Here is a 15,351-nt window from a genome sequence, read left to right as displayed (position 1 = left end):
AGGTGAGCGCCACAACAAATCAGGCCGCCATGACATCCCCCAACATAGACGCCGTTACCCGCCTTACTGCAAGTCAGGTGGTCTACCAGATCTTCCCGGAGCGATTTGCCATCGGTGGTGGACTTTCCAGTGCCGAGAAGCTGGCGCAGCCCGCGTACAACCTGCCGCACGCCGTCAAGCGTGGCTGGGGTGACAGCACACTGAACCAGAACTGGGCAGACCAGTTCTTCGGTGGCGACCTCGATGGCATTACCGACAAGCTCGACTACCTCACGGATCTGGGGGTGACCGGCGTGTACCTCACGCCGGTGTTCACTTCACCCAGCAACCACAAATACGACGCGCAGGACTATTTCAGCGTTGACCCCATGTTCGGCGGTGACGCGGCGCTGACGCGTCTGTCCGATGCCTTGCATGCCCGTCACATGAGCTTGACACTGGACGCGGTGCTCAACCACGTCTCCAGCAAGCACCCCTGGTTTCTGGCCGCACAGGCAGGCGATGTCGCGAAGCGCAATTGGTTCACTTTCAAGCCCGACGGCAGCTACCTGTGCTGGCAGGACAATGCCAGCCTGCCCGAGCTGAACCTGGACAACCCCGACGTACGCGATGTGCTGTACCGCAAGCCCGACAGCCTGGTGCAGCATTGGCTGGCCCGAGGCGTAGACCACTGGCGTTTTGACGTCGCACAAGATGTAGGTATTCCTGTGGCGCAGGAAATGCGCGCCATCGTCGGTGCAGCGTATCCGCAAGCCCATCTGCTGGGTGAACTCAATGGTTTTTCAGGCAGCTGGTTTCAGTCTGGCGAGGGCTTTCACGGCATGATGAATTACTGGTACCGCACGGCCACGCTGGCCTGGCTGGCTGGCGATATCGATGCGGTGCAGATGAACCACGCCGCCCGCGATGCGCGTGAGGGCTACGGTTTGAAGGGCCTGCTGTGCTCCTGGAACATGCTGTCCAGCCACGACACGCCGCGCCTCATTACGGCGGTGGGCAGTATCGAAAAAGCGCAACTCGCAATGCTGATGCAGTTCACGCTACCCGGCGTGCCGCTGGTGTATTACGGCGAAGAGATTGGTATGGAAGGCGGCAACGACCCTGATTGCCGCCGCACGATGCGCTGGGATGAAACCCAGTGGAACCACACACAGCGCAATTGGGTGAAGCAACTGATTGCCATGCGCCAGTCCAATCCCGCGCTGAAATACGGTGACATCACCGTGCTGGGCGACCGGCTGAAGGGTAACGCGCTGGTGTTCCTGCGCCATACCGAACAACCCGGCGAGGCAGCGTTGGTGATTGTCAACCTGGACGACAAGCCGCTGGACTGCGTGTTAATGCTGCCGTACTCGCACTGGTACGACGGCGTGCCGCTGCGCGATGCCCTGGGCCATGCGCCCGCTACCCGGGTAGAGGCGGCCAGCGTGCGGCTGAAAATCGCGCCTAATTCTGGTGCGGTCTACCAGGCAAGTGAGCCCTACAAAAATTACACCTACTTCAAACCGCGCAATCGACTTTAGAGAATGCGGCCTACTGACACCACGCTGTCAGTAGCCCTGTCGCACCATCTGGGCTTCCTTAACTCCATTGGAATAGCCCATGAAAAATGCGATCAGCTGGTTCGAAATCCCGACCACCCAACTCGACCAGGCACAGGCCTTTTACGAGGCTGTTTTAGGAAGCGCCATGCGCCGCGAGAACATGGGACCGTCGCAAGGCGCCGTGTTTTCTTACGACATGGCCACCGACGGTGTGGGTGGCGCCTTGATGATGGGACCTACTGCGCCAGCAAAATCGGCAGGTGGCACGTTGATTTATCTGGATGCCTCACCATCACTGGACGCCGCACTGGAACGCACGGTAGCGGCAGGCGGACAGATTGCCTTGTCACGGCAGGCTCTGCCACCAGGTATGGGCTTCTTCGCACACATCACCGATCTGGACGGCAACCGGGTAGGTCTGCATGCTCCGGATTGACCAGCCTGCCATGCACAACAACTGGATTGCCGTGGCTTGCGCAGAGCACGCACGCCGGGGCTGTGCAGTACCGGGGCAAGGCTATATGCAGGTATGCCACGGCAAGTGCGCCCCTCTCAAACGAGTGCAGCCCGGAGACCGTGTGGCCTACTACGCGCCCACGGTCCGCATGGGTGGTAAAGACAGTCTGCAAAGCTTTGTGTCGCTGGGGCTGGTGTTGCCTGGCGTGCCCTATGCATTGGATATGGGCGGAGGCTTTGTGCCTTTTCGCCGGGATATAGCCTATGTCACCGCGAACGAAACGCCCATAGCTCCATTGCTTGATGATTTGGAGTTTGTGGAAGACCGAACGCGTTGGGGTTACAAATTCCGTTTTGGCTTGTTCCAGGTGAGTGAGGTCGATATGCGCTTGATCGCCAATGCCATGCAGGCGGATATGTTGATGTTGGACTTTTAGGCACTGCGTTCGCCCGTAATATGCAAACCTCACCCGTCCTTCCACAAACCCTCCATTTGTCTCGATGCGCCGCGCCGATCGCCTTTTTCAAATCGTTCAAATCATCCGTGGTCGCAGGCTGACCACGGCTGCGATGTTGGCAACACGGCTCGAAGTTTCAGAACGCACGGTGTACCGCGATGTAGCTGATCTTCAGCATCAGGGCGTGCCCATCGAAGGTGAGGCCGGGGTAGGTTACCGGTTGGGGCAGGGTTTTGATTTGCCGCCGCTGATGTTTACTGTGGACGAGGCTCGCGCGTTGGTCGCCTCGGTGCGCATGGCGCAGGTCTGGCAAGACCCGGCGCTGGCGCAGGCCTCGCAAGTTGCGCTGGGAAAGATTCTTTCGGTGTTGCCGATGGCGGCGCGGGTTGCTGCGCAGAGCATGGCCATCTATGCCCCTCCCATAGGGCTTGAACCCGAAGTTCAAGCCACGCTGCAAACCCTGCGTGAGGCCGCGCAAGCGCATCAGAAAATCAAACTGCAATACCGGGATGCATCAGACCAACTGACCACCCGCACGGTGCGACCCCTCGGTTGCTTTTACTGGGGCAAGGTCTGGACGTTGGCTGCGTGGTGCGAAACCCGGAGTGGATTTCGCAGCTTTCGTCTGGACCGCATGGCGCGCGTGCAGCGCCTGGAAAGCAAGACCGGTCAATTCAAAGACGAAGCCGGAAAAACGCTGGCGGACTATCTGCGCAGTGCCGCACCGCCCCATATTCAGGAAAAGCTCAACGGAACTTCCTGACGTCTCTAGGGCAGGGCGGTGCGCTCCGTGAAATACCTTAGTTTTACTTTGGCGCTTTGGCCGTGCGCAAGTAAGGCAGCTTGATGTCAATGCTGCCGTATTTCTCGCGGGCCTGGTCGTCGTTGAGCGCCAGCGCAACGATCACATCCTGCCCCACCGTCCAGTTGGCCGGAGTGGCCAGTGGCACGTTGAAGGTCAGTTGCAGGGCATCCAGTGCGCGCAGAACTTCAGCGAAGTTGCGGCCCACTGACATGGGGTAGGTCATGGAGAGCTTGAGCTTTTTGTCCGGACCGATGATGAACACCGAGCGCACGGTGGCGGTATCGGCGGCCGTGCGGCCATCGGGCAAATAGGCTTCGGCAGGCAGCATGTCAAACAGCTTGGATACGGCCAGGCCCTCGTCCGCAATGATGGGGAAACCGGCCTTGGCGCCTGCAAAGCTTTCGATGTCGCTTTTCCACTTCTTATGCGCCTCAACGCCGTCCACCGAAACACCAATTACTTTGGTGCCGCGCTTGGCCCATTCGTCTGCCAGTTGCGCGACCGCGCCGAATTCGGTGGTGCAAACTGGCGTGAAATCTTTGGGGTGAGAAAACAGAATGGCCCAACCGGAGCCAATCCAGTCGTGAAAGGCAATGCTGCCTTGGTCGGTTTCGGCAGTGAAGTTGGGAACGAGATCGTTGATGCGCAAGGCCATGGGAAATTCCTCCAAGTTGAAGATCGAATTCCAGTTTGACAGAAATTACTGCATTCGTCAGGCATAAGCATATTCAGAAAATGGACGTGACCGTCCAGTGCATACACTCGGGCCATGAACCCTGAAGACCTGCAAAAGCTTGTCACCATCGCCATGCCCTTTGGCAAACACAAGGGCACGTTGCTTGCCGATCTGCCCGGCAATTACCTGGCCTGGTTTGCGAGAGAAGGATTTCCGAAAGGCGAAATTGGCCGTCTTTTGGCGCTGATGTTGGAGATCGACCACAACGGTTTGAGCGACTTGTTGAGGCCGTTGCGAGCGAATCAAAAGCGCGGCTAGGTGATTTTAAAAATGGTGCGCACTTTCTTTGCACCTACTTTTTCCTCGTACGCCGCCCATTGCTTGATGCCTTTGACAAGCACCGATGCACTCACATCCTTCACTGGTGATTTGGCTTTGAGCCTGCTGGTGACCCAGTCCTGCACGTGCGGCATCGTGGTGCCTTGCTCGCCGGTGGGGATCAGCAACTCCTTGCCGGCGACCGTACCGGCCGATGTGACTTTGAGTTCGGTAGCTGGCATTTTGTGAGTCCGTAGTGAACGAGAAATTTACGCGATTATCCTGTTCACAACACCGCTGAAAAAAACATCAAAAGAGAAGCGACAATATGCACCTGGCGAAAATCTTCGTCAGATATAACTAAATGGAAATTTGAAAAATGGCAACTGCGAAAAAATCGGCCCCTAAAGCCGCAACGACAACCAAGAAGACTACTGCACCTGCGAAGGCTACAAAGCCTGTTGCAAAGGCAGCCCCCAAGAAGGCGCCTGTGTCCAAAGTAGCCAAGGCCACTGCAAAGATCACTGCAGCTATCGCCAAGCTGACTGAGCGCAAGAACAAGCTCGCTGCTGAAATCAATGCACTGCGCGACAAGCGCACTGCACTGAAGGTTGTCGCTCCTGCGGCTGCACCTGCTGCTCCGAAGGCCAAGGCTGCGGCCAAGCCAAAGGCTAAAGCCAAGAAGGCCGTAGCCAAGAAGTAAGCAACTCGCTGACTTTTGAAAAAGGCCCTTCGGGGCCTTTTTTATTTTGTTCTTCCGATAATGGCGTGATGGACCCGCTCGCTTCCCTGGCAGATTTCATTCGACGCCATCCGCGCCTACTGGTGCTGACCGGCGCGGGCTGCAGCACCGAGGCCGGTATCCCGGACTACCGCGATGCCAATGGCGCCTGGAAACGCAACGAACCCATGCGGTTTCAGCTGTTCGTTGCCGATGCACTCGCGCGCAAGCGCTACTGGGCGCGCAGCATGCTCGGCTGGCGCATGATGGCCAGCGCCCGCCCCACAGCCGCACACCACGCGCTGGCACGATTGGAGAATGCGGGTCGCATTGAGTTACTGGTGACGCAGAACGTGGATGGGCTGCACAACGCCGCGGGTAGCGGCAACGTGGTCGACTTGCATGGCCGCATTGATACGGTGTGCTGCCTGGCTTGTGGTGCGCGCACGCAGCGGCTGGCGCTGCAAGCGGAGTTGATGCGGCGAAATCCGCATTGGGCCGCGCTGGATGCGCAGAGCGCCCCGGATGGCGATGCCGATCTGGAGTCGCAGGACTTTGCGCAGTTCGATGTGCCGCCATGCCCGCATTGCGGTGGCATGCTCAAGCCCGATGTGGTGTTCTTTGGCGAAAGCGTGCCGCGCGAACGTGTGGCCGCAGTGCGTGAGGCGCTTGCCAAAGCCGATGCGATGCTGGTCGTGGGGTCGTCGCTGATGGTGTATTCGGGCTTTCGGTTTGTCGAAGACGCGGTATCCGCCGGCAAACCCGTCGCCGCCGTGAACCGGGGCCTCACGCGCGCTGACGCGGTGTTAACCCTCAAAGTGGAGCACGAGGTGGGCGCGGCGCTGGAAGCTTTGGCGGCATCCAGCCCCCAATTTGCACAGTTAATTGGGTCCAAAGTGCGATAGCACACAGGGATAGAGCAATCAGTGTTCTACTGTGATCGGTGATTGCAGGCAATTAAGAATCACCTTTATACAAGGCAATCCAATGACTCGACGTACGTCACCGTGCCCATCTGTTGGCACTTCGCATTGGAATCTCAGTGCTAACTGACACCACCGAACTCCAATCTGTCAGCGACATTGCCCGAATCGCAAGCGCCCTGCAAAGCGCGATTTTCAACAGCGCCAATTTTTCCAGCATCGCGACCGATGCCAAGGGCGTCATCCAGATTTTCAATGTAGGCGCAGAGCGCATGCTGGGCTACAAGGCGGCGGAAGTGATGAACAAGATCACGCCGGCCGAGATTTCTGATCCGCAGGAAGTTATCGCCAGAGCCAAGGCGTTGAGCGTCGAGCTCGAAACACCTATTGCGCCCGGGTTTGAAGCGCTGGTGTTCAAGGCCTCTCGCGGCATTGAAGACATCTATGAGCTGACTTACATTCGCAAGGATGGCAGCCGCTTCCCCGCTGTTGTATCGGTTACCGCCCTGCGTGATGAGCAGAACAGCATCATTGGCTATTTGCTGATTGGTACGGACAACACGGCGCGCAAGCACGCTAAAGAAGCCTTGGTCCGGGCTGGAGCCTTGCAGAGCGCGATTTTCAACAGCGCCAACTTTTCCAGTATTGCGACTGATGCCAAGGGCGTGATCCAGATTTTCAACGTCGGTGCAGAGCGCATGCTGGGCTATGCGGCGGCAGATGTGATGAACAAGATCACACCAGCCGATATCTCGGACCCGCAGGAGGTGATTGCACGCGCCGAGGCATTGACGATTGAACTGGGAACCTCGATTGCGCCGGGCTTTGAGGCCTTGGTGTTCAAGGCGTCACGCGGCATCGAAGACATTTACGAGCTGACCTATTTCCGCAAGGACGGTAGCCGCTTTCCTGCAATCGTCTCGGTCACCGCTTTGCGCGATGAGCAGAACAGCATCATTGGTTATCTGCTAATTGGCACCGACAACACCGCGCGCAAGCAGGCGGAAGAAGCGCTGCTCAAGGCCGGTGCCTTGCAGAGCGCGATTTTCAACAGCGCCAATTTTTCCAGCATCGCGACCGATGCCAAGGGCGTGATCCAGATTTTCAACGTCGGTGCAGAGCGCATGTTGGGCTACGCGGCGGCAGATGTGATGAACAAGATCACGCCGGCCGACATCTCCGATCCGCAGGAGGTGATTGTGCGCGCCGAGGCATTGACGATAGAACTTGGAACCTCGATTGCGCCCGGCTTTGAGGCCTTGGTGTTCAAGGCCTCACGTGGCATCGAAGACATCTATGAGCTGACCTACATCCGCAAGGATGGCAGCCGCTTCCCCGCGGTCGTCTCGGTCACCGCTCTGCGGGATGAATGGAACAGCATCATTGGCTACCTCCTGATTGGTACCGACAACACCGCCCGCAAACAGGTTGAAGCAGAGCGGGAACGGCTGGACCAGGTGCTGCGGCACAAGAACGAAGAGTTGGAGAGCGCTAAATTCGTCGCAGAAAAAGCCAACCGTGCCAAGAGCGACTTTCTTTCCAGCATGAGCCACGAGCTGCGCACCCCGCTGAATGCCATTCTTGGCTTCGCGCAGGTCATAGATTCCGGTCCACCGGCCCCTTCACCGTCCCAGCAACGCAACCTGGACCAAATTTTGAAGGCAGGTTGGTATTTGCTGGAACTGATCAATGAAATTCTCGATCTCGCGTTGATCGAGTCCGGCAACGCCACGCTGTCGCTTGAACCCGTCTCGCTGGGCGACGTGATGCATGCCTGCCAGACCATGATCGAGCCGCAGTCGATGAAGCGCGGCATCCGTATGCGGTTTCCGCACTTTGACGTGCCTTACTTCATCCAGGCAGACCGGACGCGGGTGCAGCAAGTCCTGATCAACTTGCTGTTCAATGCCATCAAGTACAACAAGTCCGATGGCATGGTCACCGTGGAGTACACCCTGACTCCAACGAACTCCATTCGGATCAGCGTTAGAGATACGGGCGAGGGGCTCTCGCCGGAGCAGATCGCGCAGCTTTTTCAGTCATTCAACCGCCTCGGCAAGGAATCCAGCAAGGAAGAGGGCACCGGTATCGGTTTGGTCGTGACCAAGCGGCTGGTCGAGCTGATGGGCGGCTCCATTGGCGTGGAGAGCACCGTGGGCGTTGGCAGCACTTTCTGGTTTGAAATGGCGCTTACCGCTGCGCCGCTGTATATCCCGGGGGACGCAGAGCATACGTCTGCGGCACCGCTGCAACTGCCCCATGGCCTGCAGCCGCGCACCCTGCTGTACGTCGAAGACAACCCGGCCAACCTGGAACTGGTGGAGCAAATTCTGAAGCGCCGCCCAGACCTTCATATGCTCAGCGCCATGAATGGCCTGGATGGCATTGAGATTGCGCGCATCCATCAGCCCGAAGTAATTTTGATGGACATCAACCTGCCCGGTATCAGCGGCCTGGAGGCCATGCAAACCCTGCGAGCCGACCCTGCTACAGCTTCCATCCCGATCATTGCTTTGAGCGCCAATGCGGTTCCCAGTGATATCGAGAAAAGCCTTGAAGCAGGATTTTTCGGCTACCTGACAAAACCCATCCGTATCAATTTGTTCATGGACAAGCTGGACGCTGCGCTGGAGTTTGCGAAAACGCAGTCAGCGTTTGCGTCTGTGAAGAAATAGCCCTGCCTGGGCACACTTGAAGCAGCGCGGTGACAATTGGGCATAGCGCTGCAATTCGAGATCGCCCATGCCCAACTCTCCCATCATCAAAGTCCAGCCCCTGTCATTCCCGTGGCAGACCATTGACCCATTCCTGTTCTGTGTGCATCACAACGATGCGTACCCGCCGGGCAATGAAGCCATGGGGCCGCAAGCCTCTCTGGCGGGCCGCAGCATGGGGCAAGACTTCTCTGGCAAAGAGGGCTGGAGCATGTACCACGGCCAAACCGTGCCCGGCTTTCCGGCGCATCCCCACCGTGGGTTTGAGACCATCACGATTGTGCGCAAAGGGCGCATTGACCATTCCGACTCCGCGGGTGCGACAGCGCGTTTTGGCGACGGCGATGTGCAGTGGCTCACCGCCGGCAAAGGCATCGTGCATTGCGAGATGTTCCCGCTGCGCCACCGGGACAAGCCCAACCACACAGAGTTGTTCCAGATCTGGCTCAACCTGCCCGCCAAGAGCAAGATGGCGGAGCCGCACTTCACGATGTTCTGGAATGAAGACATTCCGAGACACGATGCGAAGGACGCTGATGGAAACGTCACACAGATCACCACCATCGCAGGCGTGTTGACCGCTGACAAAAGCCTTGCGCCACCGCCAGACTCCTGGGCATCTGCACCCGACGCGGACCTCGCCATCCTGACGATCAAGATGGCGCCTGGCGCGCGATGGACCTTGCCCGCCGCGCAGAGTGCCGCAACCAAGCGACAGTTGTATTTCTTCCTGGGCGCGCAACTCACCATCGCCGGGCAAAGCGTAAATCCCGCTTCCGCGATTGAAGTGGCAGCCGACCAGGCGATAGAGCTGGTGAACGGGCCACAAGAGGCGGAGCTGCTGCTATTGCAGGGCCGTCCGATAGGCGAGCCGGTTGCGCAATACGGACCGTTTGTGATGAACACCGAGGCAGAAATCCACCAAGCCTTCGCGGACTACCGCAGGACAGAGTTTGGCGGTTGGAAGTGGGGCGCCAGCGACCCCGTCCATCCGCGGGACAAGGGCCGGTTTGCCTTGCATACGGATGGACGCGTCGAAGAGCGTTAGGGTATCAACGCGGGCCATCAGCGACCTTCGCGTTTCATCTCCAGTCTCTGCCGGCCCTCCCGGCCTCTGGCCTTCCACTGCGCGAGTTGTTGCTGGCGCTCCAGTGCATTCATGGTGTCGCGGCGGCTTTCGCGGAGCATCTTGTGGTAATTCTTCAGGCGCTCCGGGTTGGTCTGTTCGCGCACAGCGCAGCCAGGCTCATCTTGGTGGCAACAGTCTCTGAAGCGGCACTGCGCGGCCAGCGCGCTGATATCTTCAAACAAGGATTCCAACGTTTGCGCATCCACATCCGGGCGCAGCGTGCGCACACCGGGCGTGTCTATCACGCATGCGCCAGAAGGCAACAGATGCAATGAACGCGCGGTCGTGGTGTGTTTCCCCCGGCTATCGTGTTCTCGCACAGCACCCGTGTCCTGCGTATCGCTGCCCAGCAGGCCATTGGTGAGCGTGCTCTTGCCGGCCCCCGACGAGCCGAGCAACACCAGCGTTTGCCCCGCATAGATGTAGGGTTTCAAGGCATCGCGTGCCGCTGAGCTGCGGGCATCGACAGCGATCACATCGATGTGCTTGCCTATGCGATCACCTACCGACGCAATGCGCTCTTCCAACCGTTCCGACGAAGTGTCGGCCAATACATCGGCTTTGGTCAGTACGACGACGGGCAATACCCCGCTGCTTCCTGTCAGGGCCAGATAGCGCTCCAGCCTCTGCAGGTTGAAGTCCAGGTCCAGGCCCATCACGAGTAGCGCCGTGTCCACGTTGCTGACCACCGTGTGGCGGCTGCCATCCGCATCGCGGCGCACGATCTGGTTGAGGGGTGGCGCGCGCATCACCACCCACAACTGCTGATGCGCGTCGTGCTGGCACAGAACCCAGTCTCCAACGGCTATCGCGCAACCTTGTTCTTGCAGCGTCCGCAGAAGGCGTGCCGTGCAACGTGCCTGGAGTTGTGCAGCGCCATCGTGCACATCCACCGTTTCACGGTGCACGCCCGTGGTTCGCATCCACTGGAATTCAGATGCACCAGAGATGCTTTCAACGGTTGCAGAGGTGGTACTTAATATTTGCGCCATGGGCGATGTGAGGCCCAGAGGACGCAGTGTTTCAAACGAAAAATAAATCATGTCTTGCTATGTCTTTATCAAGACTTGCGGCATGGCGTGCCAATGCAATACGCCATGACGCAAGTCAACGAACAAATGGGAGAAGGACCGACTAGCGACCCGACAAAGACAGAGAAAACAAAACCCTGTGTAACAGGGCAAAGATCAATCGGCTATTTAAAAACTAGCGAAAAATCAGGTAACTCAGCTCTCAGGCGGCCAGCGTAGAGGGAGTAAATGTGCGATCAATCATGGCGGTACTCCTTCAAGTGCGTTGAGAGTGGTTTCCAAATGGGGCATCCATCTGGCCCCCCGATTGTGCTAAATCGGCGCGTGAACTGTCAACGGATGGGAACGCTTTTACGCTGATGGCGTGCAGCAATGCAACAGCGCGTGCGGACATGCAGTGAAAAAAGGTGCGGCAACGAACATACAAACCAACGGCCACAGCAAATACTGCGATTCATCGAGTTAACGCTCATTTCGAGATGTGTCACCTCTATGTCTGCACCCCCACTACTCAATGGCTCACTGCAACGCAGCTCCATCAATGCCGCGCGCTCGCCGCACTACTACCGGTTTTGTGATGGCAAATGCCAGGCCGAAAAACCGGTAGGTGGCGGCGTTGAGCTTTCACCGGGGAAATGGCATTGCGGTGTCTGCTGGGCCAAGTTCCATTCCCGCATGCGCTTTGCTTAGCGGCGAGGAGGGCCGTCGCCGCGTCCGCCACGGTCTCCCCGGTCCCCATGATCCCGGTCGCCGCGATCTCTGTCGGAATAGCCATCGGACCGATCTCTGCCGTAGTAGCCATGGTGGCCCCATCCCAATGGGCGAACCACACAGCCGCTGATCGATACCGCAAGGACAGCTACTGCAGCTATCGAAACTAGACGCTTAATTGAATTCACAAGAACACTCCTTGGGCGAAGAGAATCCGCCTAGGTGTTCAACGCGCGCCGCCGTGTGTCGCCGACACGAATACCGCCGATAGCGGTAAAGGTCGGGTAAAGGCTGTCAACCCAAAGCCGTGCGCTATTCCTTTACAGGCGTTTTGCTGGTAGGAGCGGCGGGTTTCTTTAGATTGAACCTGGCAGCCGCCTCCGCCAACTTGCGCTTGCGTTCCAAGTTGAGCCTTTCAAGCTCCGCATGGTTGCTCTTCTTCATGTTGGGGTCTTTGCCGAATACGCCTGCCATAGTGGTAATTCCTTTGGTTCAGTCTAACTGAAGCCTGCATCAGCCCGCGCGATGGCGCCGCTCAGTGCTTCGATGCCATCAACGCGCGCGCGACAGCCTCAATGCCATGTGGAGACAGATCCGGGGCGTCCACTACTTGGCGAGCGTCCCACGCGCGAAAGTACGACCGATTGGAGCGTGCATAGGAGGGGTCGTAATGCTGCGTGGCCAGGGCTTCAAATAGCTGTGGCAATTGGTGTGTTTGGGCCATGGCCTGCCAGGCGGCTATCGTCTCGTTGCCATGCAGGGGCTTCAGAGGATTGAGTTGATCGGCGAGCCACTGTGGTTGCTCGCCCAGATAAGCGTAGTCCCGCAGCAAAAACTCTACCCGTGCAGCGACCGAGGCGCGCACTTCAATGCAAGGACTGTTGCGCATGCGTTCAACCAGCGCAATGGGCACGGTCAACCGGCCAATGCGCCGCCCTTCTCCTTCGATATACAGGGGGCGCGTGGAATCCAGGCCTTCCAGCACACTGGCAATGGCGGTTTCGAAAGCCGTCTGCGAGGGCTGGGGTACATCGGGCAAGGCGCCGAGCAAAGACCCTTTGTGACGCGCGAGACCTTCCAGATCCAGTGTCTGTTCGCCCTGTGACGCCAGCACATGCAACAACCGGGTTTTGGCGGTACCTGTGGCGCCGCACACGACGAACAATTGCAACTGCGGCGCCTGCTGTGCGATGGTGTCTATCACGTGGCGCCGCCATGCCTTGTATCCGCCAGCCAGCTGCTGCGCATCCCATCCCACCAGCCGTAACCAGTGTGTCATGGAGCCGCTGCGCAGTCCGCCCCGCCAGCAGTACACCAAGGGTTTCCAACCCTCGGGGCGATCTGCCAATGGGCCTCGCAGATGGCGCGCCAGGTTGGCTGCAACCATCGCGCCACCTACACGTCGGGCTTCGAAAGCGCCGACCTGCTTGTACAGCGTACCGACGATGCGCCGCTCTTCGTCGTCCAGCACCGGGTAATTCACCGCCCCAGGAATATGGTCGATTGCAAATTCGGCAGGCGTACGCGCGTCGATCAAGGTGTCGAAGCCGTGCCGGTCTTGCACGCGGGTGGGTGCCTTCATGGCGCTACCGTCAGCCCTGGCGCGCCAGACTCCATGCGACCGACAACGGCCGCTTCGCCAAACCCCTGATCCCTGAAAACGCGCAACACGGCGTCCACAGCGCCGGGAGCGCAGCTCACCAACAGGCCGCCGCTGGTTTGTGGATCTGTCAACAGCGCCTGTGCCTGCACAGGCAAACCCGCGTTAAGCACCACGTCTGCGCCATAGCCATCCCAGTTGCGCCGGGATGCTCCGGTCACCACGCCTTGCCCGGCAAAATCCGCAACGCCTTCCAGCAGCGGCAAGCGATGCCAATCCAACACGGCGCGCAGACCTGCTCCGCGCGCCATCTCCAGCGTGTGGCCCGCAATTCCGAATCCTGTTACATCCGTCAGCGCATGCACCCCGTCCATTTGCGCCAGTGCGATGCCGGGCGTATTCAGGCGGGTCGTGGTGTCTATCAGTCGGACATAGCCTGCATCGCCCAGCTGCCCTTTCTTGAGCGCGGCCGACAGAACCCCCACACCCAGCGCTTTGCCCAGTACCAAAACGTCACCTTCCCGGGCGCTGCGGTTTCGCTGGATGCGGTCTGGATGCACAAGCCCCATCACGACCAGGCCGTAGATGGGTTCGACCGAATCGATGGTGTGGCCGCCCGCGATGGGAATCCCGGCGGCGCGGCACACCGCTTGGCCGCCCTCCAACACGCGGCCAATCACCTCGATGGGCAACTGGTTGACGGGCATGGCCACAATGGCGAGCGCCATGATGGGGCGCCCACCCATCGCGTACACATCACTGATCGCGTTGGTCGCTGCAATGCGCCCAAAGTCGAAGGGATCGTCCACGATGGGCATGAAGAAGTCTGTGGTGGCGATCAGTGCCTGTTCGTCGTTCAGCCGATACACCGCCGCGTCGTCGGCAGTTTCAATGCCTACCAGCAACTCCTTGGGCAATATGCCACCACCGCTGCTGCGCAGGATCGCGGATAGCACCCCCGGCGCAATCTTGCACCCACAGCCGCCGCCGTGAGAGAACTCGGTCAACCGCAGGGGGGCAGTTGCAGCCGGAGGATTTGGGGGAGTGTTCAAAGCCGCTTCACCACCACGCTGCCAATCGAGTAGCCCGCACCAAACGAGCAGATCACGCCAACTTCTCCGGCCTTGATGTCCGCCTTGTTGCGGTGGAACGCGATGATGGAACCGGCGGATGCGGTGTTGGCGAATTCATCGAGGATGACCGGTGCGTCGTCGGCCGTTGCGTCGCGGCCCAGCAGCTTGCGGGCGATCAGCTGGTTCATGCCCATATTGGCCTGGTGCAACCAGTAGCGGCGCATTTGCGTGGGCGTGTAGCCCAATGACTCGAGATGGTTGGCAATGTGTTCGGCTGCCAGCGGGCAGACTTCCTTGAATACTTTACGGCCTTCCTGTCGGAACAACTGGTCGCGGTCTTCGGGGTCGCGGTCTTCGGCGCGGGACATGAAGCCTGCGTTGTTGCGGATGTTGTTGGAGAAGGTGGACAGCAGCTTGGTACCCAAGATTTCAAACGAACCGGCAGGTGCATCTTCCAGTCGCTCCAGCAGCACAGCGGTACACACGTCGCCAAAAATGAAATGGCAGTCGCGGTCGATCCAGGCCTGGTGGCCGGAGGTGATTTCGGGGTTGACCACCAGCACCGCGCGGCTCTGTCCGGTGCGGATCGCGTTGTAGGCCAGCTCGATCGCAAACGTGGCGGAGGAGCAGGCCACGTTCATGTCGAATGCATAGCCGTTGATGCCAAGAGCCGTCTGGATTTCCACGCCCATCGCGGGGTAGGGGCGCTGCATATTGGCAGCGGCGCAGTACAGCGCGTCGACGTCGGCTGCGGTCTTGCCCGCAGCGTCCAACGCGGCTTGTGCGGCCTTGACGCCGATTTCTGCCATCAGCGACAGATCCTCATCGGGCCGGGCTTTGAAAATCGGGCGCATGCGCGCCGGATCCAGCACGCCGAACTTTTCCATCACATAGCGTTGCTTGATGCCGGATGCCTTTTCGACGAACTCGACGCTGGAGTGCGTCAGCGCGTTGAAAGAGCCATCGGCAATCTCGGCCGCGTGCTTGGCGTTTTGCTGATCGGCGTAAGCGTTGTAGGACGCGATCAATTCGGCATTGGTAATGGTTTCCGGGGGAATGAACAGTCCGGTGCTGCTGATGGCGACGCGATGCATGGTGTTTGTCTCAAATGTCTGGCTTGAAGGGGCAGCGTTGGCCCGATTGGAGCGATTATCCGCCGTCTTGGACGGGCGTCACTCCGGTTACACCCTAG

Annotated in this window: 17 protein-coding genes; 10 read left to right on the top strand and 7 right to left on the bottom strand. The window is 59.1% G+C overall.

Annotated features, from left to right (window positions below):
• Positions 1–29: 29 nt before the first annotated feature.
• From AC1DV6_RS04155 to AC1DV6_RS04140, 4 genes are all read left to right on the top strand, one after another.
• On the top strand, positions 30–1,523 hold the full coding sequence (locus AC1DV6_RS04155; protein ID WP_477975410.1) for a glycoside hydrolase family 13 protein: 1,494 nt from the start codon (positions 30–32) through the stop codon (positions 1,521–1,523).
• A 79-nt stretch (positions 1,524–1,602) separates the two neighbouring features.
• Complete coding sequence (locus AC1DV6_RS04150; protein WP_477975408.1) at positions 1,603–1,980, top strand: VOC family protein; 378 nt, start codon at positions 1,603–1,605, stop codon at positions 1,978–1,980.
• Positions 1,967–2,437, top strand: coding sequence for an EVE domain-containing protein (locus AC1DV6_RS04145; protein WP_477975406.1), 471 nt, complete (start codon positions 1,967–1,969; stop codon positions 2,435–2,437). The genes AC1DV6_RS04150 and AC1DV6_RS04145 overlap by 14 nt, the downstream gene beginning before the upstream one ends.
• A 64-nt stretch (positions 2,438–2,501) precedes the next feature.
• The gene (locus AC1DV6_RS04140; RefSeq protein ID WP_477975404.1) at positions 2,502–3,221 is read left to right on the top strand and encodes a helix-turn-helix transcriptional regulator; all 720 of its coding nucleotides are present in this window, start codon (positions 2,502–2,504) and stop codon (positions 3,219–3,221) included.
• A 43-nt stretch (positions 3,222–3,264) separates the two neighbouring features.
• Here AC1DV6_RS04140 and AC1DV6_RS04135 read toward each other — a convergent pair whose 3' ends face one another.
• Positions 3,265–3,918, bottom strand: a complete 654-nt coding sequence (locus AC1DV6_RS04135; RefSeq protein WP_477975402.1) for a peroxiredoxin — start codon at positions 3,916–3,918, stop codon at positions 3,265–3,267.
• Between the two features lie 114 nt (positions 3,919–4,032).
• Here AC1DV6_RS04135 and AC1DV6_RS04130 point away from each other — a divergent pair, with 114 nt between their 5' ends.
• Complete coding sequence (locus AC1DV6_RS04130) at positions 4,033–4,257, top strand: DUF3820 family protein (protein ID WP_477975400.1); 225 nt, start codon at positions 4,033–4,035, stop codon at positions 4,255–4,257.
• Here AC1DV6_RS04130 and AC1DV6_RS04125 read toward each other — a convergent pair.
• Positions 4,254–4,499 (bottom strand): hypothetical protein, encoded by a 246-nt coding sequence (locus AC1DV6_RS04125; protein ID WP_477975398.1) that lies wholly within the window; start codon positions 4,497–4,499, stop codon positions 4,254–4,256. The two genes, AC1DV6_RS04130 and AC1DV6_RS04125, sit on opposite strands and share 4 nt — an antisense overlap.
• Before the next feature lie 137 nt (positions 4,500–4,636).
• On the opposite strand from AC1DV6_RS04125, the gene AC1DV6_RS04120 reads away from it, so the two are divergent.
• From AC1DV6_RS04120 to AC1DV6_RS04105, 4 genes are all read left to right on the top strand, one after another.
• Positions 4,637–4,960: a histone protein gene (locus tag AC1DV6_RS04120; RefSeq protein WP_477975396.1), complete on the top strand. Its 324-nt coding sequence runs from the start codon at positions 4,637–4,639 to the stop codon at positions 4,958–4,960.
• Positions 4,961–5,028: 68 nt separating this feature from the next.
• Positions 5,029–5,883, top strand: a complete 855-nt coding sequence (locus tag AC1DV6_RS04115; RefSeq protein ID WP_477975394.1) for an NAD-dependent protein deacetylase — start codon at positions 5,029–5,031, stop codon at positions 5,881–5,883.
• Between the two features lie 137 nt (positions 5,884–6,020).
• Positions 6,021–8,576, top strand: a complete 2,556-nt coding sequence (locus AC1DV6_RS04110; RefSeq protein WP_477975392.1) for a PAS domain-containing hybrid sensor histidine kinase/response regulator — start codon at positions 6,021–6,023, stop codon at positions 8,574–8,576.
• 67 nt (positions 8,577–8,643) lie between these two features.
• Positions 8,644–9,663: a pirin family protein gene (locus tag AC1DV6_RS04105; protein WP_477975390.1), complete on the top strand. Its 1,020-nt coding sequence runs from the start codon at positions 8,644–8,646 to the stop codon at positions 9,661–9,663.
• 17 nt (positions 9,664–9,680) lie between these two features.
• Here the strand turns inward: AC1DV6_RS04105 and rsgA are convergent, their stop codons facing one another.
• Entirely contained in the window at positions 9,681–10,787 is a 1,107-nt protein-coding gene (gene rsgA / locus AC1DV6_RS04100) for a ribosome small subunit-dependent GTPase A (RefSeq protein ID WP_477975389.1), read from the bottom strand.
• A 480-nt stretch (positions 10,788–11,267) separates the two neighbouring features.
• Here rsgA and AC1DV6_RS04095 point away from each other — a divergent pair, with 480 nt between their 5' ends.
• A complete protein-coding gene (locus AC1DV6_RS04095; RefSeq protein ID WP_477975387.1) occupies positions 11,268–11,465 on the top strand; it encodes a hypothetical protein in 198 nt (65 codons plus the stop codon).
• A gap of 333 nt (positions 11,466–11,798) precedes the next feature.
• Here AC1DV6_RS04095 and AC1DV6_RS04090 read toward each other — a convergent pair whose 3' ends face one another.
• The 4 genes from AC1DV6_RS04090 to AC1DV6_RS04075 form a co-directional block, all read right to left on the bottom strand.
• The gene (locus AC1DV6_RS04090; RefSeq protein WP_477975385.1) at positions 11,799–11,960 is read right to left on the bottom strand and encodes a hypothetical protein; all 162 of its coding nucleotides are present in this window, start codon (positions 11,958–11,960) and stop codon (positions 11,799–11,801) included.
• A 61-nt stretch (positions 11,961–12,021) separates the two neighbouring features.
• Positions 12,022–13,068, bottom strand: a complete 1,047-nt coding sequence (gene mnmH, locus AC1DV6_RS04085) for a tRNA 2-selenouridine(34) synthase MnmH (RefSeq protein ID WP_477975383.1) — start codon at positions 13,066–13,068, stop codon at positions 12,022–12,024.
• A complete protein-coding gene (selD, locus tag AC1DV6_RS04080) occupies positions 13,065–14,138 on the bottom strand; it encodes a selenide, water dikinase SelD (RefSeq protein WP_477975381.1) in 1,074 nt (357 codons plus the stop codon). Before selD ends, mnmH begins: the two co-directional genes overlap by 4 nt.
• On the bottom strand, positions 14,135–15,253 hold the full coding sequence (locus AC1DV6_RS04075) for a beta-ketoacyl-ACP synthase III (protein ID WP_477975379.1): 1,119 nt from the start codon (positions 15,251–15,253) through the stop codon (positions 14,135–14,137). Before AC1DV6_RS04075 ends, selD begins: the two co-directional genes overlap by 4 nt.
• Positions 15,254–15,351: the final 98 nt, after the last annotated feature.

This window comes from Rhodoferax sp. P2_H8_2 (genome assembly GCF_056403235.1).
This window is presented reverse-complemented; position numbering and strand designations above follow the sequence as displayed.

Coding starts and splice junctions, on each gene's coding strand:
- AC1DV6_RS04155 (WP_477975410.1), top strand. CDS start 30: ATGACATCCCCCAACATAGACGCCGTTACCCGCCTTACTGCAAGTCAG.
- AC1DV6_RS04150 (WP_477975408.1), top strand. CDS start 1,603: ATGAAAAATGCGATCAGCTGGTTCGAAATCCCGACCACCCAACTCGAC.
- AC1DV6_RS04145 (WP_477975406.1), top strand. CDS start 1,967: ATGCTCCGGATTGACCAGCCTGCCATGCACAACAACTGGATTGCCGTG.
- AC1DV6_RS04140 (WP_477975404.1), top strand. CDS start 2,502: ATGCGCCGCGCCGATCGCCTTTTTCAAATCGTTCAAATCATCCGTGGT.
- AC1DV6_RS04135 (WP_477975402.1), bottom strand. CDS start 3,918: ATGGCCTTGCGCATCAACGATCTCGTTCCCAACTTCACTGCCGAAACC.
- AC1DV6_RS04130 (WP_477975400.1), top strand. CDS start 4,033: ATGAACCCTGAAGACCTGCAAAAGCTTGTCACCATCGCCATGCCCTTT.
- AC1DV6_RS04125 (WP_477975398.1), bottom strand. CDS start 4,499: ATGCCAGCTACCGAACTCAAAGTCACATCGGCCGGTACGGTCGCCGGC.
- AC1DV6_RS04120 (WP_477975396.1), top strand. CDS start 4,637: ATGGCAACTGCGAAAAAATCGGCCCCTAAAGCCGCAACGACAACCAAG.
- AC1DV6_RS04115 (WP_477975394.1), top strand. CDS start 5,029: ATGGACCCGCTCGCTTCCCTGGCAGATTTCATTCGACGCCATCCGCGC.
- AC1DV6_RS04105 (WP_477975390.1), top strand. CDS start 8,644: ATGCCCAACTCTCCCATCATCAAAGTCCAGCCCCTGTCATTCCCGTGG.
- rsgA (WP_477975389.1), bottom strand. CDS start 10,787: ATGATTTATTTTTCGTTTGAAACACTGCGTCCTCTGGGCCTCACATCG.
- AC1DV6_RS04095 (WP_477975387.1), top strand. CDS start 11,268: ATGTCTGCACCCCCACTACTCAATGGCTCACTGCAACGCAGCTCCATC.
- AC1DV6_RS04090 (WP_477975385.1), bottom strand. CDS start 11,960: ATGGCAGGCGTATTCGGCAAAGACCCCAACATGAAGAAGAGCAACCAT.
- mnmH (WP_477975383.1), bottom strand. CDS start 13,068: ATGAAGGCACCCACCCGCGTGCAAGACCGGCACGGCTTCGACACCTTG.
- AC1DV6_RS04075 (WP_477975379.1), bottom strand. CDS start 15,253: ATGCATCGCGTCGCCATCAGCAGCACCGGACTGTTCATTCCCCCGGAA.